This is a genomic window from Flavobacterium lipolyticum (genome assembly GCF_020905335.1).
GTDB classification, from domain to species: Bacteria; Bacteroidota; Bacteroidia; order Flavobacteriales; family Flavobacteriaceae; genus Flavobacterium; species Flavobacterium lipolyticum.
The window spans coordinates 1,246,422-1,272,724 of sequence record NZ_JAJJMN010000001.1 but is presented as its reverse complement, the minus strand read 5'-3'; the positions used below and the strand labels follow the sequence as shown (position 1 = coordinate 1,272,724).

At 36.1% G+C, this 26,303-nt stretch carries 24 protein-coding genes; 18 read left to right on the top strand and 6 right to left on the bottom strand.

All coding sequences use genetic code 11. From position 1 onward, the window contains the following. Positions 1-44 precede the first annotated feature (44 nt). Positions 45-857, top strand: a complete 813-nt coding sequence (locus LNQ34_RS05695) for a hypothetical protein (RefSeq protein ID WP_229998931.1) — start codon at positions 45-47, stop codon at positions 855-857. Here the strand turns inward: LNQ34_RS05695 and LNQ34_RS05690 are convergent. From LNQ34_RS05690 to LNQ34_RS05665, 6 genes are all read right to left on the bottom strand, one after another. Beyond that, positions 844-1,308 (bottom strand): SRPBCC family protein, encoded by a 465-nt coding sequence (locus LNQ34_RS05690; RefSeq protein ID WP_202703393.1) that lies wholly within the window; start codon positions 1,306-1,308, stop codon positions 844-846. The two genes, LNQ34_RS05695 and LNQ34_RS05690, sit on opposite strands and share 14 nt — an antisense overlap. A gap of 313 nt (positions 1,309-1,621) precedes the next feature. Then, positions 1,622-2,530 carry a TIGR01777 family oxidoreductase gene (locus LNQ34_RS05685; RefSeq protein ID WP_229998930.1) on the bottom strand — a complete coding sequence of 303 codons (909 nt, stop codon included), beginning with the start codon at positions 2,528-2,530 and terminating at the stop codon, positions 1,622-1,624. Positions 2,531-2,595: 65 nt separating this feature from the next. Beyond that, positions 2,596-3,414 (bottom strand): thiol-disulfide oxidoreductase DCC family protein, encoded by an 819-nt coding sequence (locus LNQ34_RS05680; protein WP_229998929.1) that lies wholly within the window; start codon positions 3,412-3,414, stop codon positions 2,596-2,598. Positions 3,415-3,441: 27 nt separating this feature from the next. Continuing rightward, positions 3,442-4,179 carry a YqjF family protein gene (locus tag LNQ34_RS05675; RefSeq protein ID WP_202703390.1) on the bottom strand — a complete coding sequence of 246 codons (738 nt, stop codon included), beginning with the start codon at positions 4,177-4,179 and terminating at the stop codon, positions 3,442-3,444. A gap of 407 nt (positions 4,180-4,586) precedes the next feature. Then, a complete protein-coding gene (locus tag LNQ34_RS05670) occupies positions 4,587-4,925 on the bottom strand; it encodes a hypothetical protein (protein WP_202703389.1) in 339 nt (112 codons plus the stop codon). 57 nt (positions 4,926-4,982) lie between these two features. Continuing rightward, positions 4,983-5,486 carry a GbsR/MarR family transcriptional regulator gene (locus tag LNQ34_RS05665; RefSeq protein WP_202703388.1) on the bottom strand — a complete coding sequence of 168 codons (504 nt, stop codon included), beginning with the start codon at positions 5,484-5,486 and terminating at the stop codon, positions 4,983-4,985. 332 nt (positions 5,487-5,818) lie between these two features. Between LNQ34_RS05665 and LNQ34_RS05660 the strand changes: the two genes are divergently transcribed. From LNQ34_RS05660 to LNQ34_RS05580, 17 genes are all read left to right on the top strand, one after another. Further along, complete coding sequence (locus LNQ34_RS05660) at positions 5,819-6,478, top strand: hypothetical protein (RefSeq protein WP_202703327.1); 660 nt, start codon at positions 5,819-5,821, stop codon at positions 6,476-6,478. A gap of 88 nt (positions 6,479-6,566) precedes the next feature. Continuing rightward, entirely contained in the window at positions 6,567-6,743 is a 177-nt protein-coding gene (locus tag LNQ34_RS05655) for a DUF1843 domain-containing protein (protein WP_017495081.1), read from the top strand. A gap of 74 nt (positions 6,744-6,817) precedes the next feature. Next, positions 6,818-6,991: a DUF1843 domain-containing protein gene (locus LNQ34_RS05650; RefSeq protein ID WP_017495080.1), complete on the top strand. Its 174-nt coding sequence runs from the start codon at positions 6,818-6,820 to the stop codon at positions 6,989-6,991. 183 nt (positions 6,992-7,174) lie between these two features. Beyond that, positions 7,175-8,605: a radical SAM/SPASM domain-containing protein gene (locus tag LNQ34_RS05645; protein ID WP_202703325.1), complete on the top strand. Its 1,431-nt coding sequence runs from the start codon at positions 7,175-7,177 to the stop codon at positions 8,603-8,605. Position 8,606: 1 nt separating this feature from the next. Further along, positions 8,607-9,173, top strand: a complete 567-nt coding sequence (locus LNQ34_RS05640) for a tRNA (guanine-N(7)-)-methyltransferase (RefSeq protein ID WP_229998928.1) — start codon at positions 8,607-8,609, stop codon at positions 9,171-9,173. Between the two features lie 70 nt (positions 9,174-9,243). Then, positions 9,244-10,056: a hypothetical protein gene (locus tag LNQ34_RS05635; protein WP_202703323.1), complete on the top strand. Its 813-nt coding sequence runs from the start codon at positions 9,244-9,246 to the stop codon at positions 10,054-10,056. 48 nt (positions 10,057-10,104) lie between these two features. Beyond that, complete coding sequence (locus LNQ34_RS05630) at positions 10,105-11,331, top strand: hypothetical protein (RefSeq protein ID WP_229998927.1); 1,227 nt, start codon at positions 10,105-10,107, stop codon at positions 11,329-11,331. Positions 11,332-11,338: 7 nt separating this feature from the next. Beyond that, entirely contained in the window at positions 11,339-12,253 is a 915-nt protein-coding gene (locus LNQ34_RS05625; RefSeq protein WP_229998926.1) for a glycosyltransferase family 2 protein, read from the top strand. Between the two features lie 11 nt (positions 12,254-12,264). Beyond that, a complete protein-coding gene (locus LNQ34_RS05620; protein ID WP_229998925.1) occupies positions 12,265-13,461 on the top strand; it encodes a phenylacetate--CoA ligase family protein in 1,197 nt (398 codons plus the stop codon). 259 nt (positions 13,462-13,720) lie between these two features. Continuing rightward, entirely contained in the window at positions 13,721-15,565 is a 1,845-nt protein-coding gene (locus LNQ34_RS05615; RefSeq protein ID WP_229998924.1) for a hypothetical protein, read from the top strand. A 104-nt stretch (positions 15,566-15,669) separates the two neighbouring features. Further along, positions 15,670-16,083 carry a DUF1842 domain-containing protein gene (locus tag LNQ34_RS05610; protein ID WP_202703318.1) on the top strand — a complete coding sequence of 138 codons (414 nt, stop codon included), beginning with the start codon at positions 15,670-15,672 and terminating at the stop codon, positions 16,081-16,083. Between the two features lie 184 nt (positions 16,084-16,267). Continuing rightward, positions 16,268-18,088, top strand: a complete 1,821-nt coding sequence (locus tag LNQ34_RS05605) for a hypothetical protein (RefSeq protein WP_229998923.1) — start codon at positions 16,268-16,270, stop codon at positions 18,086-18,088. A 671-nt stretch (positions 18,089-18,759) separates the two neighbouring features. After that, entirely contained in the window at positions 18,760-19,431 is a 672-nt protein-coding gene (locus LNQ34_RS05600; protein ID WP_229998922.1) for a helix-turn-helix transcriptional regulator, read from the top strand. Between the two features lie 369 nt (positions 19,432-19,800). After that, positions 19,801-20,022: a hypothetical protein gene (locus LNQ34_RS05595; protein ID WP_229998921.1), complete on the top strand. Its 222-nt coding sequence runs from the start codon at positions 19,801-19,803 to the stop codon at positions 20,020-20,022. 163 nt (positions 20,023-20,185) lie between these two features. Next, entirely contained in the window at positions 20,186-20,896 is a 711-nt protein-coding gene (locus tag LNQ34_RS05590; protein WP_202703315.1) for a hypothetical protein, read from the top strand. Between the two features lie 91 nt (positions 20,897-20,987). Further along, on the top strand, positions 20,988-21,713 hold the full coding sequence (locus LNQ34_RS05585; protein WP_229998920.1) for a hypothetical protein: 726 nt from the start codon (positions 20,988-20,990) through the stop codon (positions 21,711-21,713). 259 nt (positions 21,714-21,972) lie between these two features. After that, positions 21,973-26,121 carry a glycosyl hydrolase family 18 protein gene (locus tag LNQ34_RS05580; RefSeq protein WP_229998919.1) on the top strand — a complete coding sequence of 1,383 codons (4,149 nt, stop codon included), beginning with the start codon at positions 21,973-21,975 and terminating at the stop codon, positions 26,119-26,121. Positions 26,122-26,303 lie beyond the last annotated feature (182 nt).

Below are 26,303 nucleotides of genomic sequence, written 5' to 3'. Positions count from 1 at the left end.
TCAATTAAAGATATGGTTTCTTAATAATTGATTAGATTTGAATAATGAAAGTGTTAAAGTACATATTAGATTTTTACCTGAATGGCAGTATTCATGTGGCTTTATCATGTTACGCACTCATTCGGATTACTTTTCATGTGTTTCATATTCAGTACGATGAGTCGATGGCATTGTTTGGTTTTTTTGGAACAATTGTGGGGTATAATTTTGTTAAATACGATGTTTTGGTTCGTGTTCAAAAGAGAAAAATTGGAAATCAGTTGAAAATTATTGCTGTTTTGAGTTTTATTTCACTGTTTTTGGTGGGCTATTATTTTTTTCAGTTGACGCGGATTACTCAAATTGTTTCAATTGTGATTTTTTTGATAACGGCACTTTATACCCTTCCGTTTTTTCCGAATCGGAGAAATGCACGAAACTGGGCAGGTGTAAAAATTTATATCGTGGCAGTTTGCTGGGTAGGGGCTACCTTGGTTTTACCTTTAATAAATGCCGAAATTCCTTTTAGCAGTGATTTTTTTATAAAATGCATTCAGCGTTTTGTTTTGGTTTTTGTTCTGGTTTTGGTTTTTGAAATTATCGATTTGGCCAATGACGATCCGCATTTACAAACGGTTCCCCAAACCATAGGGGTAAAACGAACCAAAATTTTAGGACTCTTATTGCTAATTCCTTTTTGGGGTTTAGAAGTTTTTGTTTCTACGTTTTATTATCATGATGCTTTTATCAATCTGATCATGATTTTTATATTGATGTTATTTATTGTATTTGCGAACCCCAATCGCTCCAAATATTATACTTCTTTTTGGGTGGAAAGTGTGCCGATATTTTGGTGGCTGATGATTACGTTCCTTTAATTTTGTTTTCGGTAGTTTCTTTCAAAACTTTATTTCTTTCCAGAAGAAAACGAGTGAGATGTTTTTCTAAAAATAAAATATCAAAAAGTTCACCTAAAATCCCAAATGGAGTTTCATATTGCAGTTTATCTTTCATGATCGTAAATCCGTCTTTTTCTTCAAAAAAATGTTCGTGTTTGAAAGATTTGAACATGCCCTGTTCCATTTCGTCGGCAAAGTAGGTGTAAGGTTTCATTGCTGTAATCCGACTTTTGTGAGTGAGATAAAAACCGAAATGCTTGCCGCGCCAGGTTACTGTTTCATTTAAATGGATTAAGCCAGTTGTCACACCGGCAATAGCTTTTTCTTTTGATGGACTTGCCGATTGCTGGTGAATATCAATATTTCTTGAAGCATCAAATACTGATTTTTGAGAGGCTTTTATTCGGGTTGTAAGGTTTAGGACTGTCATTTTTGGTATTATTTTTTTAGTTTGGGGATACGGGTTACCAATATGTAATCTTTCCGAGATTAATTGATTGGTAAGCCCTTACGGGATATTTTTTCGAGATAAGATATATTAGCATTGTATTGCTTCGAAAGGAGTAGTTTCACGGATTGAAGTGTGACGATTAATTAAAATTAAATACAAGGGGCAATTAATCCCGGAGAGATTACATATTGATAAACTTCGCCCCGCATAACTGTCCCGCAGGGACTATACGAGACTTAGCACAAAGTGATTTTCATAGTTTTTTGGGTTTCAGTACAGTACTTCGATTCTTTTAGGATAAGAGATTCTGAAAAGCCGGATCAATATTTTCAAACTTAAACGCAAAACCTTTTTCTAAAAGTCGTTTCGGAATCACATTTCGACTTTTTAAAACCAGTTCCGTTTCTGTCCGAATGATAAAAGACCCGATTTCTAAAAAGAATTTAGGAAGTGGAATTCCAAAAGGTACACCAACTGTTTTTCGAAGTTTTTGCATAAAGTCAGTATTCGAAATAGGGTTTGGCGAAACGATATTTACTTTTCCGGTCATCTCTTTTTTAATTATAAACTCGATTGCACGTGCAAAATCATCTTCGTGAATCCAGCTGATCCATTGATTTCCTTTTCCTTGTTTTCCTCCAAAACCTATTTTAGCCAAAGTTTTTAGCGGAAGCAGAGCACCGCCGTTTTTTCCCAAAACGATCGATGTTCGTAATGCCGTTTTCAGGGTATTTGGAGTTTCTGTTTTAAAAAAAGCTTTTTCCCACGAGAGAGCCACATTTATAGAGAAGTCATTTCCGATCTCACCCTCGACTTCGTCCATTTGTTTGTCTAAAGAAAAACGGTAAATGGTAGAAGTTGACGAATTGAGCCAATGTTTTGGCGGGTTTTTACAATTTAAAACGGCTTTGTTTAAAATTTTTGTGCTTTCAATTCGGGATAATAATATCTCTTGTTTATTTTTTTTAGTATAGCGGCAATCCACCGATTTTCCTGCCAGATTAATTAGTACCGTAGCATTTTCCAGTTCGCTTTCCCAGCCTGAAAAAGTTTTGGCATTCCAGTTTACATATTTTATTCCATCAATGATTTGTGATTTCCCCCGAGTCAGAATAACAATTTCTTCAAATTTGTCTTTGAAATGATGTAGTAAAACCTGTCCCAGAAATCCTGTTCCGGCTGCGATGATGAGCTTGTTCATTATTGTATTTTTTTGGTACGAATTGCCCGAATGGTAATCCGTGCAATCTGTGACGATTTTTTAAATCAGTTTAAAATGAAGAATAAAGCAATAATTCGATAGAGAATCCAGGTGTAAGATAAGTAAACAGGAAGTTTCAAAATTTTGATTCTTCTGCGATGTTCCAAAAACATAATCAAAACGGTGACTCCGAACCAGCCTAAAATAATAAATTCTGAAAGCGGTGTAAATTTACTCAGAAGCAGGACAGGGCTTAAAATTAAGGAACCCATTAAAGAAACGGTCATTAGATTTCCGGCATAATTCATAATGGTTTGTCTGTCAAATTGGAATAAAAACAAACTTTGGAAAACAATTTGACCCAATGCAATCATGATTTCTCTTGAAATACTGGTTTTCGGTAAACCCGGAATAAGATTAGCATAACCAAAAAGAATAGTGCTTGTTACCGTTAAGGCAAATCCGATAAACAGAAAGCGATATTTATAATTAAAATCCGGAGTACATTGTAATTTGTTCTCTTCGACGACATTTCCCGGGATAATGACTTTTCGATTGTAGGAAACAAAAGAATACATTTTTTTGAGGATAAAGTGAATCGGTTTTAGAGTTGCAATTTTTTCAATAAGCGGAAAAGAAAAACCGACAACTTTAATTAAGCTGTCAATTCCATAAGTTACTGTTTTTGTTTGGTTATTAATCAAAGCGATTTCGTTTGGAGCGCGTTTTAAATCAACAAAATTTTGTTCTTCTTCAGATAATTGACAGTATGATTTTCTTCCGTTTTGATCTAACATGCCGCTTTTTACAAAGCCAGTAGTATACAAACTGCATAAGGGACAATCTTCATCGTAAAGTAGGGTTTGGTTTTCGAGCGTTTTCATAGTTTTTTGGTTTTAAAATGAAACATTTTAGGTATAAGATTCTTCGACAGAGATCAACTCAATTTCTCTTTTGTTCTTGACGGTAATTTTTGAGCCTTTAGCCAGAAAAACCGAAGTTGGGTTTTGAGTTTGAAGAAATTCAAAGTCTTGTCCGTAAGTTTCTCCAAAATCGATGTCAATTTTATAATTGGAAACTTTGTATTGTTTCCATCTCGGATGTGTGACTTCATATTCAAAAGTCTTATGTTCATCAATCTTGGTATAGCCGAAATAATGTTCAGTGATAAATTCAGCTTCAGAATTGAGTTCTATTTCTGTTGTCTTCTTTTTAGTGTCGACTTTAATTGTATTCCATTTTTGGTTATTTTTCCATTGATAGATAAAAGTGTTATTGTTATCATCTTCCAGAATTTTATGTCTCATTTTCTTAGTTTCATAATGTTCCTGATACAAAGTGTTTGCAACCCAAGTGATGGATTTTTTTGGAACAATTTCTTTTAAGAAAACAACACCTCGCCTCCATTCGCCATTTTCAAATCTTTTGACATAAAATCTTAAATTAATTTCTTCAAAGTCAGTATGAAAAGGAATCTTTAATCCCAGAACTTTGGTGTCTTTAAATAAGAATCCTACCAAACTCACATAACATTTGTTGTCCCAAATATCTATTTCGGTACCGCTGGGAGTATATTTTTCTAAAAGTTTAGCATCAATTTCATAATTAAAAAGTGCTAAGTTTTTCCATTCTGCTTTTAAGAAATTCATTGGTGTGCTTTTTTAAAGATTATTACAGAGAGATAAATTGCGATAAAAGGAGGTATGCCAAATAGGGTAAAACTGAAAAAATCATGTAATTCCAGTTTGTAAAAGAGGAAGAGTGAGAAAAAAAACAGCACAACGCTTCCTATATAAATTTTAAGATTCTTATCCTGAGGTTCATCCCGTATCATTTGTATTCCGATAGTAACCTGAAATATTCCGGTTAGAATTGTTGAAAGCATTCCTAAAAATATAAACTCCTCGATTATTAGCGATAGCGAATAGAAGATTAATGGTAATCCAACAAAAAAGTAATTTAAATAGTTTAGGTTTTTCATAGTTATTATTTGTTTTAAACTTTCAGAAAAATATGAAATATAAAGCTTTGTTTTTTAAATTCCTGAGAATTATAATTATCGTTTTATATAAACTAAAAAAGAGAGATAAAATGAAAGCAGAAAAGGAGCAGGGACTAAGATAACAGTTAAAAAGTTATCATAACCAACAATGTGATTGCGTAACCATAGTAGGAAGAAGATCAGCACACCCGCCATGTATATATGTATACTTGTATCCCTTGGATTTTCTATAAACATTACTACCGCTAAGCAAAATTGAATAAAGCCGGTAGCAGCAATAGCTAATATAGCGTATAAGAGAACACCTATATCAAAAAACGGATAGGTTAATGCAATTAGTAAAGGAAGGGCAATGGCAAATGTATTGATGTATTTTAAATATGCGGTTTTCATAGTTGCTTGAGTTGTTTTAAACTTTCAGAAAAAAATGAAAGTTATGATTAAATTTTTTTATTTCATGATTTTAAGGACAAGACGTCCCAGCCAATTTTCATTAAATTCGGTCATTTTATCCATCATATTATCTGCCTTTAAAACAAAATCATACAATTTAGAAGTCTGATCGACAAAGTGTTTTTCTTCAGCAGTATCATTTGCTCCAATTGTAGAAACTTCTTTTAATATTTTAAGAGCAGGTTTAATTTCTCTTTTGCTTCTTTCTCTGGCAATTTTTACGGCCAGTTCGTCAAGATCTTTTTCAGCAGTAAAGAATTCCCTTCTTTCTCCGGCTTTGAACTCTTTGTACACAATTCCCCAATCCATTAAAGCTCTCAGGTTCATGCTGGCGTTTCCGCGTGAAATTTGTAATTCCTCCATGATGTCTTCCATAGAAACAGCTTCGTGCGAAACCATTAACAGCGCATGAATCTGCGCCATGGTTTTATTAATACCCCACTGAGAACCTAATGCTCCCCAGGTTTGTACGAACTTATTTTTTGCTTCTTTGAATTCCATGAAACAAATGTAAGTAAAAGTTTTTAAACTTTCAAAAATAAATGAAAGTTTGTTTGATGAGGTTTTTCTAAGAATTATCTTATGTCTTGTTTTTTGTCTCTTGTGACAGATAATTCTCATTTTATAACATTTTTTCGATTAGATCTTCATATCTAAAATAGCTTTGATATAGAAATTTAATGAAAGAAAATTATCTAATTAACTAGTTAATTATTAATTAGTTGAGATTGAAAAAAGTGGAGCAGAACCCACTTAAAAAAACGGACTGTTTCGCACAGTTAAAAGCGAAGGCGGATCTGAAAAGCCTCATGAGTAGGACAAAAACTATTATTATGCAACCAATACCTGTAAAAGTTAAAAATGTAAATGTGTATCCTTATGTAGAATGGCATGGAGGAGGAGTTGGACCCGTTATTCTTCCTGTAGTTGAAGGAGCTACTGGTACCTATGCGGTGGGAACACTTATTAAATCAGTGTTTTATAACCTGGATTTGAACACCCTGTCTGAAAAACCAAAATTGGGTGTACACCAAAGATATATAGCAAGCGGAGAGACTGAAGATGGGACTCCTTTTACTACTCCGTGGATGTATTGTACAGATGCGGGAACACAACCTGAGTTTGGAAGAACTATTACGCTTGGTAAACCTGAATCCGAAACTATTAATGCTGAAACTTTACCTCCTTATATCACACTGGGAGAACTTACTGACATTACAGTTTCTCAGTTATTTCCGGCACCGGCAATAGGACAGAGAGTGTTAATCGAAAATGGAACCGGAAATGTTATCGCTACCAGAACAGGAACACCTCATGAAATGGGAAGCGAAGTAAATACCGGAAATCGTTTAGGCAAATTAACGGCTGGAGCGAAGAATATTATTATCACCGGAAAAAATAACGAAGGCAGAACAGTGACTTTAGGTAATTTGACTTGTTTGAGTCCAAACGAACCGGCACTTTTCCTACATCAGTTTGGTTATAGTAATTAAGGAATCAGAAAGTTTCTCCGGTAGAAATTTTTTCCTGAAAAAGGATAAATCCTCAAACAAAACAAATAATAACTAAAAAACAACAACTATGGGAATAATCATGCCTTATGGTGTCGCAGTTAGAGAAGCACTTGCCTCTAATGACCTGGCCAAGATGGAAGCTGTTGCCAAGCAAGCAAAGCAAACAATTAGAGATCATGGAGATCTGACTGTAGCTTTATTAGACTTATTGGACGCAATAGATTCTCTAAAGAACAAGAAATAAGCTGACTTGTACAGAAAAACAAGGGGGTATCTGAAAAACCTAAAGAGTAGGAATAATCCAAAAAACAAAATAGTATGGCAACAGTACTTTACGGAGTAGGAATCAGAGAGGCGATTGCCTCGAATGATTTAGAAAAAATGGTTGCGGTAGCGGAACAAGCTAAGAAAACCATAAGAGAACAAAAAGATTTGCATGTAGCATTAGTAGAATTGCTTGATGCTATTGATGCCTTGAAAAAGAAAAGGTAATCTAAAAAAGACGGTTTATCAAGTTTTACTTTTTAAACCGTCTTTTAAATAATTGTCAAACCATAAACAAAACTAATACCGATTGTGTATTCAATATAGTCCAATTGCATTGCGCTATTTTCATATTACATCGGCATTATACCAGAAAGCATTGAACTAAAATATAAGTAAAATTGATATAAGATGGATACTAGTAAGACTTCAACAAGATACAGAGTAAGGGATGATTATGCAACGGCTACTCCCGTACATGTCGTATGGGAAATTACGCTGGCTTGTAATTTGAAATGCTCGCATTGCGGATCGAGAGCCGGAAAAGTAAGACCGGGCGAATTAACTACAGAACAATGTTTTGGGGTTATTGATAGTCTTAAACGTCTTGGTACCAGAGAAATTTCGATTATTGGTGGGGAAGCTTTTTTAAGAAAAGACTGGATTGAGATTATCGAAAGAATACATCAAAGCGGGATCGAATGCTCTATGCAGTCCGGTGCCTATAATTTAAACGAAGAAAGAATCATTGCTGCAAAAAAAGCAGGAATAAACAATATAGGGGTTTCCATCGATGGAATGCCGGATACCCATAATAAAATAAGAGGAAGAAGAGATTCTTTTGAACATGCCGTTAATTGCCTGGAACTCCTTAAAAAGCACCATATAACTTCCAGCGTAAATACAGTAATTACAAAAAGAAGTAAAAATGAGATGAATGAGCTTTTGGATGTTTTGATTGAAAATAACGTAAAAAACTGGCAGATACAACTTGCCGTTGCTATGGGGAATGCCGTAGACAATGCAGATGAGCTGATCGTTCAGCCTTATGAATTAATTGATTTTTACGATGAGCTTATTGTGATTTACAGAAAAGCCTTAGCTCATAATATCCTAATACAGGCAGGAAATAACATAGGTTATTTTGGACCGTATGAACACATTTGGAGACAGGGCAATGAAAAATATTACACAGGATGTTCAGCAGGGCATACCGGAATAGGGATTGAAGCAGATGGTAAAATTAAAGGCTGTCCTTCCTTACCAACAAGTGCCTATACAGGAGGAAATGTAAAAGATATGGCACTGGAGGATATTTGGAAATACAGTGAAGAGATGGTTTTTTCCAGATATAGAAATAAAGAAGAATTATGGGGCGGTTGTAAAGGCTGTTATTATGAATCTTCCTGTCTGGCGGGCTGTACCTGGACAAGTCATGTATTGTTTGGTAAGAGAGGGAATAATCCTTTTTGCCATCATCGTGCTTTAGAATTAAAAAAGAAAGGGCTTAAGGAACGAATAAGAAAAATACAGGAAGCACCAGGTGACTCTTTCGATATGGGACTTTTTGAAATTATCGTGGAAGATGAAAATGGCGTAATTGTAGAAATACAGTCACCTTATAGTGAAACTCCTGTTCCTATTGTTGATGTGACAGCAAGAGTTCCGAGAATACCTAAAGCCTTAAAGTTATGCAATGGCTGTGATAATTATGTCTATGAAGAAGAAGAGGTTTGCAGTTTTTGTAACAGCAACGTGAAAGAGGTAAATGATGAATATGCCGCTAAAATGGAAAAAGCAAAACGCTCACTGGAAAAACTGGAATTCTTAATGATGAAATAGTATGGAGCAATTAAGAAGTATTCAATCAGAAATTGATCAGTATTCGCATCATATTGAAGAGGGTTTAAGTCTGTCGGAAATTACGATTAAGTACGGACTAAATTCTTACCGATACGGATCTTCCAGTTTCTTAGAGGCTCTTTTTGACCCGCTTCCAATGGCTCCACAAACGGTATTTTATGATCTGGGTTCCGGTTACGGAAATATCATTTTATACGGCGCCGTAAAACATCCGGATGTTCAGTTTAAAGGAATCGAAATTCTTGAAGAGCGAAATAAAGTTTGTGTTGCTTTAATCAAAAAAGAAGGGCTAACGAATGTTACAGCAATTTCAGGGGATATTTTAAAAACAGATATCTCAGATGGAAATGTTTTTTATCTGTACAATCCTCTTTACGATTTTCAATATGCTGAATTGTTAGATAAACTCTATCGCATCTCTCTCCATAAAAACATTATTGTCATTGCCGAGTCCAGCTGCATCTTTTTCGATGAAGCCGACTGGTTAGAGCAATATCACTTTAAAGATATTGATGTGCTTCGGAAAATTAAATACTACCGCTCTTAATCGGTTCATTAAAAACCACCAACATACCATAGAAATCAAAATCATTAATTAACCTAAAATCAAAACAGTTATGGCAAGTTTAAGTTCAATTATTCTTCCGGTTCTTGAAGGAATGGAAGAATCACATTTAAAAGACCAATTATTAAAATTCCTTCCAAATCAGGAGGAAGCATTTTCAAAAATTGAGAAAAGTTTCAATCAGCTGACCTCTAAAGTTCAGGATAAAGAACGTTTACAGCGTTTCTTTCATAGCTGGAGCCAAACGAATAACAGTGCAATGACAGTATCCGGAATCAGCAATCGTATGACCATGCTGGTTCATAAAAATCAACCTATTGCAGATGAAAAAGCACTATTGCAATCGATCACCAGTTTAAACCGTATCGTTGATGAAGATCTGGCAGTGGTGGGCAGAATTTTGCATTCGCAGCTGTTTTATACTATGGCCACTACAATCTGTACGGATGATGACTGGCTTTCCCGACGTTATCTGAATCAAAGTGCCTGTGATTTTAAAACATGGAAAGATCAGAACTCATTACGGAATAAAGACATCATGATTGCTTTACTGACAACTTTGATACATGAAATTTATACGCATGGAGAAGTAGAACTGATCTTGCCAAAATTCCAGTCCTGGTTGATTAATGTTTACGGTTACACAGAAGAAGAGTGCGATAAAACATTAGCATGGATAAGTGTTCACTGTGGACCAACAGAGAAAAATCACTTCTTTTTTGCTGTTAGTTCAATTTTTCACTACGCCAAGGCAATGAATATCGATCTTGAATCGTATGATCTGGAAGCAATTGTCAACGACTATTTAGCAAAAAAATCGGCCGTGATGGTGGATCTTTTGGAAGTGGAAGAATTGAGTTTTTAAATCGGCGTATCTAATAATCTATTGCAAAAAAATAAACTTCAATCTTATATGTCAAAAATTAAACTACAGCAAAACCAAGCTGATCAACAGGAAAAATGGAATCAGTTGTTTTTTGAATATTTTCAGAATATCAACATATTAGGCAGAGATGCTTTTGCTAATTCGTCTGTCGTCCTGTCTCCGGAGTATAACAAACCGATGGATCGCCTGTGCGCTGTTTTAAACAAAGCTTGTACAGCAATTGTTTTGAATTATTTTGAAGACAACAGAATCCGGAACTATTATCAACTGGAGAATGACCTTGAAGCTTTATTAAAAAAGTGTAATAGCCAAAGCTATAATCAGGGTTTTTATCGCCCTGATTTTTTATATGATAGTAATGATCAGGCAAAAATTTGTGAAATAGGAGCACGTTATCCGTTAAATGGATGGATGATCAGTTATTATTTACACCTGATCAACAATCAAACCAATGAATATAAAGATCAAATAGCTGCAGGAGGTACAGATTTAAAAAATCTTATCGACGATCTGTCTCAGCAGTTTGCTCCCCATAAAAAAGTAGCTCTTATTCATGATGATGAAAAAGGCAGCGATATTTTTAATGCACAAAGAGAGTTGGCAAAATTAAATATTGAATTAATTTCTGCAAAACCTCAGGAACTCGCGATTGTAAAGGATTCAATAGAAGCCAACGGAGTACCGGTTTCACAATTTATACTCGAAATGGATCGGGAAGAAATAAAAAAAATTAGTCCCGATGTATTAGACAAGTTAATTGAAGAGAATTGCTATTTCAATGACATCCGAACTTTAATCCTTATTCATGACAAAAGAGTTTTGGCTGTTATGTATGATGCCGGGATTATGCAGGACTACCTGAGTAAGGAAGAGTACAATTTTTTGAAAGAGTACCTTATTCCAAGCTTTGTTATTACCGATCCTGTTGAATGTGATGAATTTACAAATACAAAGCAAAATCTGATTTTAAAACTAAACAGCGGTGGAAGGGGAATTGGAGCCTACGTGAAAAGCGATTGCACTGATGAAAACTGGAATACTATAGTGAGAGAAAACTGGAACAGCTATCTGATTCAGCATTTTGTAGATCAAAAAGAGTTTGACGATGCTGAAAACAATCGTCAGATTTATTTAGTGGGAATGCTGTTGTGTAAAGACGATAAAAATTATGGATCCGGTATGTTTCGGGGATCAGATGAATCTGTTGTGAATGTGCATCAGGGAAGAGCTTTGATTTATCCAATAGCACAGTAGTCAAAATATGAAGCATACCGTTGTGATACCTCTTTATAATAAGGAAGCTTACATTTATGATACCATTCGTTCTCTGGCTTTTCAGGAAAAAAAGGTGTCAGAGCTTATTATTGTCGATGATTGTAGTTCAGACCTGAGTTTGGTATACCTAAAAGACGCGCTTTCTTTTTTTTCCCCTCAATTTTTGCAGACAGATGTTCAGATCATCGAGCTGGAAGAGAATAAAGGTCCGAGTAATGCCAGAAATATTGGAATTGAGCTAGCAACCGGAGATTTGATCAGTTTTCTGGATGCAGACGATTGTTATTTACCAACTTGTTTACACGATAGTAGTTCTATGATGGAGGAGGAGAATCTGGATGTGCTGATACTTGGCATTCTGCTCCTCCCCTCAAATCATTACTTACCGAATATTAAATCATTTGAAAAAGAAATGATTCCCTTTTCAGAGGAACTATTTTTAATTCCGGATCCATTGCATACGATTAGTTCTCCTGATTTTATTATGGGTTTCGGGAGTAATGTTGTGATCCGAAAAAAACATCTTGAAGATATTTTTTATGAAAGGGATGTTTCGATAAGCGAAGGCATTGATTTATGGTACCGTGTCCTAAAAAAATTACCTCAACGCTCCAGAGTTGGATTACTAAATAAAGCCTGCATCGAAGTACGGGAAGTGGAAGGAAGTTTGTCCAGAATTAGTCCCACAGATTGGAAAGCAATTGAAATCCCGATCATCATAAAGCGGTATCGAAAAAGTTCCAATCGATACGATCAGCAGTTAATGGGAATGTATTCGCAACGATGGCTGGAACACGCCATGGAGCGATTGCCCTCCTGGCAGCAAAAAGGGCTGTTTATTTTCAATCATTTCACATTATTGGTCAAGAACAGTTATTATTTAAAAAGAAGAAACTCCTAAAACGACTCCTTATGTATCCCGTTTGTATCCCTCCAAAAATAGACCATTCTGAATTACAGGAGTACTTTGAATTGGCCAAACAAAATCCGTTGTATATTGAATTTTACAAAGGAAATGATTTTGCTGCCGGAGCTCCTGTACTCAGTAAAAAAGAGTTAATGCCAATTTTAGAGACAAAGTTTAAACTTGAGGAAGAAAAAACAGGAGTGTATCTCGTACGCTCAGGCGGAAGCACTCAAAAGCCACTGGTTTTTCCGGTTGATATTCAGGAGAATCATAATCAGCGTCTTGCATTGGCAGGCGAACTCACCCGAAATAATTTTTTTACTCCTAAAACAATTGCCCTGAACATTTTTGGTTATTCTGATATGTATCGCACGGCAGCTATTATGGATGATATTCTTGAAAAATGTCAGGCAACCACTTTGGCATTAAGTGCCCATGCCAGTTATGCCGATATGGAACAGGCAGCCCGTTATTTCAAACCTGATTTTATATTTGGAACCCCTTCAAAACTAATCTGCTTTGCTCATTTTTTACAAAGGAACAACAGACAAATAGAAATTGGGAAGTTGTTTTATGCAGGAGAGTTTTTACGACCTAATACACAAAAGTTTTTGCAGCAGGTATTGGGTTTTCAGGAAGTGTATTCCATGTATGGCTCTGCCGAAACCGGAATTTGGGCCTGGTCACATTGTACTAAAACGCCATCCTTGTTTTCCGTTATTAAAGGTATTATTGTTGAAATCATAAATCCCGATGAGGAAGGATACGGTACAATAGCGGTTACAAATACATTCCGTAAAAGATTTCCGGTTTTTCGATATGCCATCGGAGATATAGGCCGATGGGTGGAACTGGATGGAAAATCTTTTTTGGAATTAAAATCCAGAGAGGCAAAATCTTTTATAGTTTGTGAACAGCATTACGACTTAGATAAATTTCTGTCGCTTACAAATGAAGCAACCGCTTTTCAGATTCAATTGTCAACAAATAAAAATTTTAAGGATGTTGTAAAGATGTTAATTGTACAAAATGTTTCTGAAGATAAAAAAGAAGCTTTCGTTGAGGAAAAAGATGCAGCATTGAAAAAACTATTGAACTACGAAGATGGTTTTATGGATGTTGAGGTTTTGCTGGTGATGGCGGCAGATCTGTACATAGATCCCAATACGACTAAAACACCCGTGCTACTGGATCGGAGATAGTGGTTTTGTGCAGGTTTGCAATTTTTATTCCCTTTTTAAAAGAATTCTATTCCATTGATTATTCGCTTTATGGATAAAAAAACCAGTCTCATGACATTTTTTTATGTAGGATTTCTTATGCATTGTAATTTTAATCGGGAAAATTAAAAATGCTGGTTTTGTATAGTTATTCTAAAGGAAATCAGAAAGATAAGATTATCCGTTGAGAATCAAAATAATATCAAACAATCCGAATTAGTAACCCCAAAAGCAAACTACCATGAAAGACTTAGCCTCTTCCTCGAAAACATGCGTGGATCCGATACCAGATTCAAGATATCCGGTTTTGGAGCCTTTTACAGGGCCTCAGCCCAGACTTCCACAATTTTGGAAATGTACTTGCGTACTTCACCCTTTTAGCCCCTTGCAGAGTAATAGTACTACTGCCGACAAAGAGAGCCCATTTTTTGAAATTTGTACCGCTACGGTTTATTATGCCGAAGGACTTGGATTAAACGCTTTGCTGGTAGGTGCTTCCGGCAGAAGATGGTGGTACAGAGTAACGCCCACTCAAACAGAAGTATCGACCGACGGAATCCGCTATACACCGATCAATGTAGGTTGGAGAATTCCAACGACAAACTGGTTTGGAAATGAAAGCAGTAGAGCAAAATGTTCCGGAACCAGTTATCTGAACTGGATGAAAGCACAAAAAGTAGATTGGTGGAAAATTCCGGTAGGGAACAGCAGTCCTGCACCTGCTACCTGGATGTGGTTTGACCATAAAACCAATTTTCCGGTGCGTCTTATGTTTGGACAAGGACCTGTTGCACGCCCGGGTTTAGGAGATGTTAATCAGCTGGCCTTATTTCAAATGTTCTCCTTTAGTTATTTCTCTACTTTTGAGAAATTATCAAGCAATCCTTTAAACTCACCTTTGGTACTTCCGGTTGTAGAAGGTTTTTCATTTGGAAACCGTGATAACTATGAGCTATTTACATGGAATACTAATTTTGGGATGACTGTTTTCATGACACCGGTCAATGAAGCATTCAATCCTCTTCCTACGAGGGTTTTATACAATTGGAGGGACAATTCGCAATATCGCGTTTCATCAGACAGAAGTCAGAGTACACTGATGAAATATACCTACAATCCCACAAATCCATTTACTGCGCAACAAGCGCTTCTTACCGGACCAACTCCTACCGGAATGACTCCTCCGCCTAATAGTGGAGCAGGATTTTTAATTAATTATTTAGGAGACAGAATCACAAATGCGATTGGTTTTGGAAATTTTCCATTCCCGCAGCAACCGCCAAACTGGGTTCAGATTCCGGCGGTACAAGGAAAAATTCATGCCACTATTGTGAGAAATCCTGCGCTTTGTCCGGGTAATACAGCCACTGTTGTTGGTGTGCATTTTCCACCTTCGGGAAATAATTATCCTGATTCTACTTATTTATGGACCTGGTATAGCCCTTTCGATCGAACCGGAAGACGCAGCCGACCAATAACCTTTATGCAATCGCAGTCAGGTGTAGGTCTAGGAACGAGTCTTGCTTTGGCAGATTATTTTGATTATGAGGAATTTACAACGCCAATTCCGGCTTGCAATTTTGCGGTTCCGCCAGTTGATTTTACCGTTCAGGCAAAACCGAATCCAAGTACTCCTGATAATCCTAATCCTTCTTATCCATGGTTGGATACAGGTGTTCGATTGAATCCTAGTAGAGTTGCTACCATAAAATACAAAGATGGTCTATGGACGGCGAATCCAAATATCAATAACGGTCATTTGTACAATTCGGCCGGAAACCCAACTTTTATTAGTGCTAAACCCGGTTATGCGCTTCCAGGGGCAAACGAGGGAGCATTGGTAGGTAAAATTGGAGATGCTGTTTTCTTAATCGGACTGGGAGCAAACACGCCACCGGGATCAGTTGGAAAATTAGAATTATGCATTAATGACGATTTAAAAGGTATTTACGGTGCAGGTCTGACAGATAATATAGGACAGGTAAACGTGCAGATAAGTGTTAGTTCTCCAAAAAAAGAAAAACTTGAACCCGTAATAGAAAGTGGGACAGAACCCACTCTGGAAAACGAGCCGGTATCTGAATAAGGAGAAACTTGATCCAATGATAAAAAGTGGAGCAGAACCCACTATAAAAAACGAGGCGGTATCTGAAAAGCCCCACGAGTAAGAAAAATTTAAATTAAAAGATTATGGCAGATTTATTAGCAGGTGCCTATTTAGCAAAAGGCACAATCGGGAATGTAGGAACACCAGGTGCTCCAATTGCATCATTTAGTTTAGTTGTTGTACCGTCACAACATTCTGTTTCGGGTACAGTAGTGATTACACAGGCCATTCCAGGTCCTGATAGTCATATCGTTGTTCATGTTAAAGGAAGAATATATGCAACCGGATTCGGTAAAATTACTCAGGTAGTTAGCCTAAGCGGACAATATGTTCAATCTGTTCCTCCTCCTGCAATTGGTTCTTTTTTGGCCAATTTTGAGGCACACTTAGCAATCGATAGTTCATGGAACGGAACAGGAGGATTCTCTTATTGGAATCACCACATCGAGAATGTGCCTGTAAAGTCAGCAAAGAGTTTGAAAAAGGAATTGGCATAGAAACTAAATTCTCCCCAAACAATTCAATACAGGAATACTGAATTAAGAAAAAAATCTTATTCCATTGAAATCTAATGACCGCCTGTTTCGGGCGGTTTTTTGTTAAAAGAGGTTCTGATAATTAAAAACTTCAGACGATTCAAAAAAAACAAACAAAAGAAACACCCATTAACGACACCAAATCATGAAAAAAATAAATATAAAAACAACAGTTATGGTTATCGCGGTTTTTGCCATCTTAATCCTTGGGTGCAAAAAAAATGATATACTAGCAAAGGTTGATTCCGATTACGAATATCTGCCACAAGATGTACAGGATTCATGCAGTGTTTCAGAAGAGGAATTCAAGTCCTGGTTTAAAACAAAAAAAATTACCGAAAATGGACTTGTTGAACCTGCAAACAGTGTTGATTTTCCACATAGAAATAATTGCGATTTTTATAAATGGTCTGAGCAAATGTTTTTATGGATTACTTCTCCAGTTTCCGACGGTGACTATAAAGGTGGTGGCACTGTAATAGAATCTCCCGTTTTCTATAATGTTTCTGCAGAAGATCCGGTTACCAAAAAACGTGTTTTAACACCACATAAACCAAATACTTTATTGAGTGCTGTGAGCAATATTAGCCAAACAGGACCAAACAGACTTCCAATTATAATTGATAAAAAAGGAAGAGCATTTGAAGTAGAACCTCAAAGTAAAAATGAAGCGGTTAAAGATGCGTCAAATAAATCTGTGATAGTAGGTGGGGTTATTGCCAATGCCAATGGGGTGCATTCTTTTATAGATACAAAAGGGAAAGCTATTTCTAAGCCTAAAGCGATAATAGATACTAAAGGCCATCGTGAAAACATTGTACAGGAGTTTACAACTAAAGATAATAAAACTTTGTTTCTGGATGCAAAGGGAGATGTAATTGATACAGAACAAGGACAGGCTGGTTCTAACGGAGCGTTAGTTGCGGTAAATAAATCACTGGTGTATTACATAACAATGGTAAACGATGTTTATGCTTATTTCCTGACAGGTGTACAAAACAAGAAATTAAATGGAAATCAGTTTCCTACTACAGCCAGTGCTAGAGATAGTATTCTTGCCTATGCAAAGAGCAGCGGTTTTGCCGCTCCACCGGATCCGGATGCTTTGGCAATAGAATTAAAAACATCATGGGTAGAAGTAAAGGATTTACCAAATCCGGAGAGTTATGTTACAATCAAAGCTAAGATTCCTGTATACGACAAATCAGACCCTAAGTTGTGGAAGCTAACAAATAAAACCACAACAGCAACACTGGCGTTGGTTGGAATGCACATCGTAGGAAGTGTTGCAGGACATCCTGAAATGATCTGGGCAACTTTTGAACACCAAAAAAATGCACCAAACGAAGCGTATTCTTATAGAGATGTTAATGGTAAAATCAAGCAAGTAAAAGCGGATGGAGGAAAAGACTGGCTCTTTAATGTTAATGCCGACGATACAACAAAAAATACGCAGAAGATGACCGTTAAAAACAATACAATTGAAATTACTGACTCAACGATAGACAAGCCTAATATAAAAAGAGTGATGGCTTGGGGAGTTGCTTCTGATACTGTTCCTAATCAAGAGAATAGAACTCCTGCAGATTCGAATAGTGAAGTTATTGCTATTAATAACAGTATACGTAAAATGTTGGTTGGTAATGATATAAGAAAGAATTATTTGCTAATAGGTGCAACCTGGACTTTTGGTGGTGCAGGGCCCAATGGTAATTCATATCCTTACGGTGGAAATAACGGAGATGCAATTGGAACTGGGCGATTAGCAAATAGTACTATGGAAACCTTCTTTCAGTCTCCAAGCTCCAATTCTGTTCCGGATGGAAATTACAAATCAGTTACGTCCTGCTTTTTTTGTCACAGTGGTGGAAATAGTGTAAAACCAGATAGTCTGAGTCATGTGTTTACTCATATAATACCATTGTCTACAAAGACGAAAGATTTGCTTAAAAGAAAAATAAATTAATTCAACAAAAGCCGGAACTAAATTTTAGTTACCGGCTTTTAATTTTGTAAAAGGAATGTTGAAGATAAGTAAATTTATCTTTGGTATTGGTAGTCAGATCGAATCATAAAAACCGAAGCATTTCTACCCCGGTTTTAAATACATCTAATAATCTTAAAGTAATCCGGCTCTTTTCAATAAACTTCCTGTTTGAGTTTCTGACCAGCGAACAGTTCGCAAAAAAAAAATATAAGTTTTAGAGACTTTTACAATTACAGCATTAAGAAAAATCTTATGACTGATTTATTTGTTTTCGTGCCATCATATAGAGATCTCGTGACATTTTCCGGTGTTAAATTGAATGGCTCGTTTAGTTTTGAACAGATAAAGATATAAAAGCCATAGATTTAGTATGCTGCCCCCCAAACAGTATGGAACATCCCTTTTTGAAAATTAGTTCGACACTATTTTTTTAGTTGGTTTTTAAATGTTTTTCTGTTTTACAGTTCTTTTTCTCGGCTTGTCTTTATTTAAATATGATAAAGTATTATTTAAAGCGTACAAACTATGAAAGAACTTGAGATTGAAAAAAGCGTTAGTTTATCGGACGAAAATTTTTTAAGGCAGATTGATGCCATCATGCAAGAAAAAAAACGGACCCTTCTTTTGGTGTTTCCCAATTAGCAGATCAATTGAAGATCAGTAGAGCACAGCTTAACCGTAAAGTGCAAAATCAAATGAGTTTCTCGCCAGGGAAACTCATTTTGTGTTATAGGATGCAGTTGGCCAAAGATATTTTAGAAACCAATAAATACTCCATTGAAGAAACGGCTCTTTATTGCGGTTTTAGTGGTGTGGCCACTTTCAGTCGTAAATTCAAACAAGAGTTTGGACTTTCTCCTTCAGCATATCGCGATAACTGTTTGATTACAGGATTTAAAGAGGAGGATTGGAAAATTCCTTTAAGCAATGAGTGTTTTAACAAGCTGATTCAGTTAAAAGAAGAATACAAATGGCTGGCGAAATTACTGATCATCGTTATCGATAATCTTGATAACGAGGCATTCTGTATGGAGATGCTGTCAGCGAAACTTTTTATGAGTCCGTCAAATCTTAACCGCAAGGTGAAATCATTATTTGGATTTCCGGCTATACGGCTGTTACGTGATATACGACTTCAATTTGCTGCTGAGGTATTAGTGGTACAGAAGAAATCAGTTACTGAGGCAGCCTCTCTTGCCGGCTTCTTTGATATCGCTCATTTTTCCCGTGTTTTCAAACAGAATTTTAATTATCCACCAAGTAAGTATAGTACAGATAACCATTTATTTCCATTTGTTAATTTATTAAGAAAAGTGTTATGATTCAAATTGACAAAAAGTAGCTTATTCTGTACAAATAAAAGCAGGAATAAACAGATAATTTTGACTTATTAGAATTAAGGATTGTACAACCTGAATCTAAAAAACTCATGGAGGGATACTGCAGATCACAAAAATGAGAAAATCAATAGTAAGGCAAAAATGTAATTCGTCTCAACAATGTAAATGGGATTTTTATCTCAAAGAAAAAAGAAAAATACAGCTTGATTGATACGGACACAGGTTGTTTTACTGACTCAGGAAGAAAGTACAATCTTGAAAAGGGCAGTGACCACAAATGTTTTGAATTTCATCGTAAGGCTATTATGATAAAAGTCACGACTCTTATTGTTTAATTTAAAAACCAGAATTATGATTGATGTATTAATTAAAAATGAGCTTGGAAACAAACCAGTGGCTACAGGCAGAAGTAATGATGCTATTAACGCTATAGATTTAAGAGTTACGGGTATTGACCCCGCAGAATTTATTAAAGTAGGAGACCACTATATGGTAGGTTTAGATAATGGCAGCAACATGACAGGCCGTACTTGTACAGCTAAAGCGGGAAGCACTGCAACATTTACAAAATAAGTAAAGTTTGCGTTTGCGGATGATTTGGTTTGCTTCTTAAAAATAGGGTATCAAAAAGAGTGGAGCAGATCCCACTTTAAAAAACGAACTGTTTGCATTCAGAAAATAATGTAAGGCGTTACCCGAAAAGCCTCATGAGTAGGGCCAAACAAACAAATAAATTATGTCAACTTTCACAACAACAGTTAATATTAGTCCTGATGATGTAAAAATTTTAAAAGCTGAGGGGTATTCTTTATACGGATTTAAATCAGTATCAGCATCAGGTGATGGTTCTCCAACCGTATGGTTTCATTTACCGGCAGAAAAATTACTGACCAAAACTAAAATTACCTGGCAGGAAGACTTTCAGGCTTACAATTCAACAAGTACGGTAGCACCTCAGGTTCTAATTGAAGCGAGTAATACAATCAAAGTCGATTTAGGTCAATTGGTAACTATTGAAGAGGGTTCCGGTAATATCACAAAGAGTAAAAACGGTTATCCGGGAACAGTATCTTTTTTAAACGAGGATAAACAGCGTTTTACAATTGGTATTAATCAGTTAGTAAATGGGAAATCAAACATTTTGTGTGCATTTCCAATTTTAGGAGCAGGGTCTGCCAGAGTGATCACGCCAATTACTAAAATAGCGCTTATTTTTTCAACAGAGAAGATAGAAACGGCGACTGTAATCACCAAAGCAATGTCGGCCGGTGCCTTTATTGATCTGACCGATTCGGACTCACGTGATGTTGATTATACAGTAAATGAGGGCTGGGAAGCAGATGGAGGTACCTGGTTGCAAAACTTTAATGCTTATACAGATTTGAAAAAGCTATTGATTGAAAACACCAGTAGCAGAGAGAAAGAACTAAGCGAAAGAAGCAAGTAATAATATAGGGTAGTGTTGTTTGAATTACTCTTCATCTGAATTTGGATGAGGAGTAATTCTTTTGTTTCAATTTTAATTTAAAAAAAACAGGATGACCAATAGACTAATAATTAACTTCTCTCAGGAAACCGTTGAGGTATTAAATAAAGGAAACTATAGTTTATGCTGTTTTCTGGCCTCAAGGTCCAGAAATGTTTCACAGTTCAGGCCTCTGTGCTGGAGCGTGACCAAAAATTTCCTCAGATCGGTAATGATCGAATGGGAATATCGTCTTAGTGCTTATGCATCTACCAGTGAGATTATAGAAAATCAAACCATATACATTCCACAACCGGAGACTGATAGATTGATGTCAAGATCAACTTCAAGAAGCAGTATAGGGGGGACAAATTATAAAATAGAATTAAAACAACGATTGCTGATTCAGGATTTTGGAGCTATGTCAGTAGATACCAATAATGACAACTCAACAGTACTGATTCAAAATGATTCCGGTACAGTGTATGCCACTGGAATTTGTATCTATAGTTCCAATGACGGTCAATACTATGGCAGCTGTACGTTTAAAACATTCGGGAAGCAAAATATCGAGGTTGCTCCTGATAATAAAGCTTTCTTAATGTTTAGTGACAACAATCCTCAAAACAATACGGTAATGCTTATTTCACAAAGTCCGGGAATATTGGTTGATTTTGATTTGATGAATGATTCCAGAATAGTCACATTTGATGTAGATAAGGGCTGGAGTTCAAATGAGGAAGCATGGGGGAAACAATATCCTGCGGGCACAAACCTGCAAGCCTTGTTAATTTCTTAAAGCCGTAAAAAATCCTTTTGCAGGTATCTTTTCAAACTTTATTATTTATTCCAAACTTTCACTATAACGACGAATTTAAAAAGAAATACCTCATATTTTATAATGTTTCGACAAAGCAGTCTTTTTTTTGAAGCAGAAAATTTCCCTGCCAAATATTAAGTGCTTCGGCGTAAGCTGCTAATTATTACATGTAATTAGCCAATTGTAACACTGTGAAAGTTAATTCTATAACATAGCTTTAATTTTGAAAAAAAAAGTTATGAAACAATACTACTTACTATTTTTATTTTCAGTTTTATTTCCAACCTTATTATTTTCTCAGCCGAGTCATAATAAAAAAGTAGTTGGATATTATGCACAATGGGCTATTTATGGCAGGGATTTTAATGTCTCTAAGATAGATGGAAGTAAATTGACACATTTAAATTATTCTTTTTACGGTACAAGTTATGATCCTGCCCGTCCGGAGAATACAAAATTACAATGTTTGGATACCTATGCCGATTTTGAGCATATGGAAGACGGAATTCCGTGGGATGCTCCCGTGAAAGGAAACTTTTATGGCTTGATGAAGTTAAAAGAAAAGTATCCTCATTTGAAAGTTTTAATCTCTGTTGGAGGATGGACCAAAGGTCAGGATCTTTCTCCAATTGCTGCAAGTCCTGTGGCAAGAGCTGCTTTGGCTGCAGATATGGTAAAATTCATTGCTACTTATCCCTTTATTGACGGATTTGATATCGACTGGGAATATCCGCTATCAGGTGGTACAGATGGTACAGAGATTCTTAATGGTGCCCCGGTTCCTCCTCAAAAATACAGTCCCGACGACAACAAAAATTTAGTTTATTTATTAAAGGCAATGCGTCAGGCAATGCCAAATAAATTAATTACAATCGCGGCTGGGAACAATGTTCGAAATGTATCCAAACAATATCTTGGACCAAACAACAGAGCCCAATTCGGAATGACAGAAGATATTTCGACCTATTGCGATTATATTACTTTTTTTGGTTATGATTTCGGTGGAAACTGGTTCGATAAAACCTGTTACAATGCGCCATTGTATGCAAGCGGAAACACAAACGATCCGTTTTATGGTGCAGAGCAGTCGGAATCATTAGATGAATTAACTACTCAATATTTGAACGTAGTTGGTTTCCCTGCCAATAAATTAATCATGGGATTGCCTTTTTATGGAAAAAAATTTGATCATGTGGCCAATAATGGAACCAATCCTAATTTACCCGGACTATTCGTTGCTGCACCAAGAGATGTACTTTCGGCCTGTAAAAATCCGCAGCCTCCTCTTGGAACGTGGGATACGGGTTCTCCATGTGAAAATTCAGGAAGTATTGAAATTTGCGATTTAGTAGGGAATTCCGTAACCACTCCGCATCCTTATTTAGATCCGAATACCATGATGGTTACACCAAAGGCAGCTTCGGCAGGATGGGTACGATATTGGGATAACACCACCAAAGTTCCTTATTTATACAACTCGACACTAAAACAGTTTATCTCTTACGAAGATAAACAATCGATGGATCTTAAAGCTAAATATATAACGTCTAAAAACCTTGCCGGAGGTATGGTTTGGGAGTTGTCTCAGGATACCAGAGGTGCTGTACCTAATGCATTATTAAATCAGATAGATGCTTCCTTTAAGGTTGCCGTTGAGGGAACTTTAACCATTAGTGGTACTGCAAAAATGGGTACCAATTTGGTTTCGGATGTCACAGTTCAGCTAAAAGATGAGAATGATGCCGTTATACAAACCGTTAAATCCTCAGATGGGAATTTTACTTTTACTAAAGTAGTTTCAGGAGCAAATTATGCGGTTACAGCTTTAAAGGTTTCCTATACTTTTACGCCGGTAAAATTAACAAATGTTACTGCCAACCAAACCGGTATTGTTATACAGGGTACACAACCTCTTTATACCATTACGGGAACCGTGCTAAATGGTATTACGGCAGTTTCCGGAGTAACCGTTACTGTAGCTTCGGCAACAGCCAATGTTACTGGAGTTTCAGATTCAAAAGGAGCTTATAGGATAAGCGGTTTAACAGCAGGAGCAGACTATACCATTACTGCTGCCAAAACAGGAATGACATTTTCACCAGTTTCTACTTTATACAGTGCGTTAAGTGAAAACAAAGTTTTAGATTTTAATCAAAATGCCACTCCAACTAATAAAATAAGCGGAATGGTCAAAAATGGTTCTGTGCCAATCGCAGGTGCAAAAATTGAACTAAATCTTCCATGGACAGATAGTACACATCCTTATGCTACCTTTGTTGCTACAACAGATGCCTATGGAAAATATAGCTTTGACAATGCAATATTTTCGGGTTATACCACCATTTCAAGTTTAAAAATGAATGCCTGGGATAACAACTCTGTTGTTTATTATCCTACAGATCTGGCCAATTTGCCAATTCCGGTTTCGTCAAAAGAATATAACTTTAATTCAAGTGCTGCTGCCCCTCAAGTGACAATTACGAGCCCGTCTGCTGCAAATCTTACTATAGTTCCCGGAGCAGTTATTCAGCTTAAAGCAAATGGAAGCATGACTACTGATGATGGAAAGATTACAATAGCATCGGTTGTATTTAATGTAAATGGGTTAAATATTACAGGAACGCCTACAACAGGTATAGAGTATACGGCAACATGGACACCGGCAGTAGCTGATTTTAATAAAAATTACACGCTAAAAGCTACAGCTACAGCCTCTAATAATGCTACAGCCGAAAATAGTTTTCCATTTTATTTGCAATGTTCAGGTACAGCATGTCCAAATGTATTGCCGGAAATTACCTGGCTTACACCTGCATCTAATACAGTCAATCAAGCTTCCGGTTTTCAACCAGTTTCAATAAGTGTTAATGTTACAGATAGAGATGGTACAATTTCAAGTGTTGCAGTAAATGTAAACGGAACTTATTTTCCTATGATAAAAGGTTCTGGAGACACGTATAGCTATACTTTTACTCCTAGTAGCTATAAAGAATATCCAATAATTGTAAAAGCAATTGATAATAAAGGCGGTGAGAATTTATTGAATCAATCGATTACTATTGTTAACTCAAAGTTTAATCCTTTGCCAGCTAAAGTTATTGTTGGTTATGCACATGGATGGGAGAACACAAGTGCGCCGTTTTTGTACTTTAGACAAATTGCAGACAAGAAATACAATGTTGTTGTTTATTCATTTATAGAAACGGTGAATAGAGATGGTTATACTCCGGTTTTAGTAGTAAATGAACCAAGATTTTTTACTAATGGAGTCTTTGATCCGCAATTGTTAAAAAATGATATCAAGAGCTTAAGGGATAAAGGTATTCCGGTAATTGTGTCAATTGGTGGACAGAATGGTCATGTTGTACTAAACACCATTAACCAAAAAAATATTTTTGTAAACGGAATAAAAGCGATTGTTGATCAGTATAATTTTGATGGTGTTGATATTGATTTTGAAGGTGGTTCTATGAATTTTGGAGCAGGAGCGCTAAAAGATTTTTCTTATTCGGCGATTTCGGCCTACCCAAAACTTAAGAATGTAATTGATGCTTTCAAGGAATTAAAGGCTTATTATGGAACAGGTTTTATTTTAACTGCTGCTCCGGAAACCTATTATGTACAAGTTGGATATTCGGTGTATGGAGATGGAGCCGGATCTTTTTTGCCGGTAATTCATAATTTGCGTAATGAGCTGGATCTTTTGATGGTGCAATTGTATAACACCGGATCTTTAAATGCTTTAGATAACACAGCCTATTCTCAAGCCACTCCGGATTTTTTAGTAGCCATGTCAGATATGTTAATGAAAGGATTCAATGTAGCCTCTACAGGATTTTATTTTCCACCATTGCCGGCTTCTAAAATAGTTATTGCAATTCCGGCTTGTCCGGGAGCGGCACCGGCAGGAGGATATCTCACACCTGACAAAGGGATTGATGCTTTTAATTACTTACGATTTGGGACTACCTATTCCGGAAGAAAATATACCATGAAATCTTCTTTGCAGCCGCAAATGAGAGGAGTTATGACCTGGTCTATCAATTGGGATGCCAGTTGTGGCAGCGGGTATGAGTTTTCTAATAAGTATCACGACTACTTCAGTAAATCACTTTCAGTAGATCATTTTGATAAAACGGGTGATAAAAATATAATTGCCCATTTTAAAAATAATGTATTGGAAATAGCTGTACATAATGAAGCAACAGAAATTGACCATGTTGAGGTTTACAATATTCTTGGGCAATCTGTACTAAGCTATAAAAACAGTCAAAACCATAGAAATTTATGGTTAGAAGATAGAAGTTTCCTGACTAAGCAGCTATTTATTGTAGTCATAACCGATAATTTGGGACAAAGAAAATCGTATAAGCTGGTTAATTTTTAGGATTAAATAATATTCAATTTCCTGAAAAATGAAGTTGGCTAACGGAATTAAATTCGTTAGGTCATCTAATTCTTTATGCTGATCGAAAATGAATTGTTTCGTGATCCTTTATAATACAGATAAATAATGATGAAGTTTTACAAAATACAATTTCTTTTACTGTTTTTTTTATTGAACCTAAA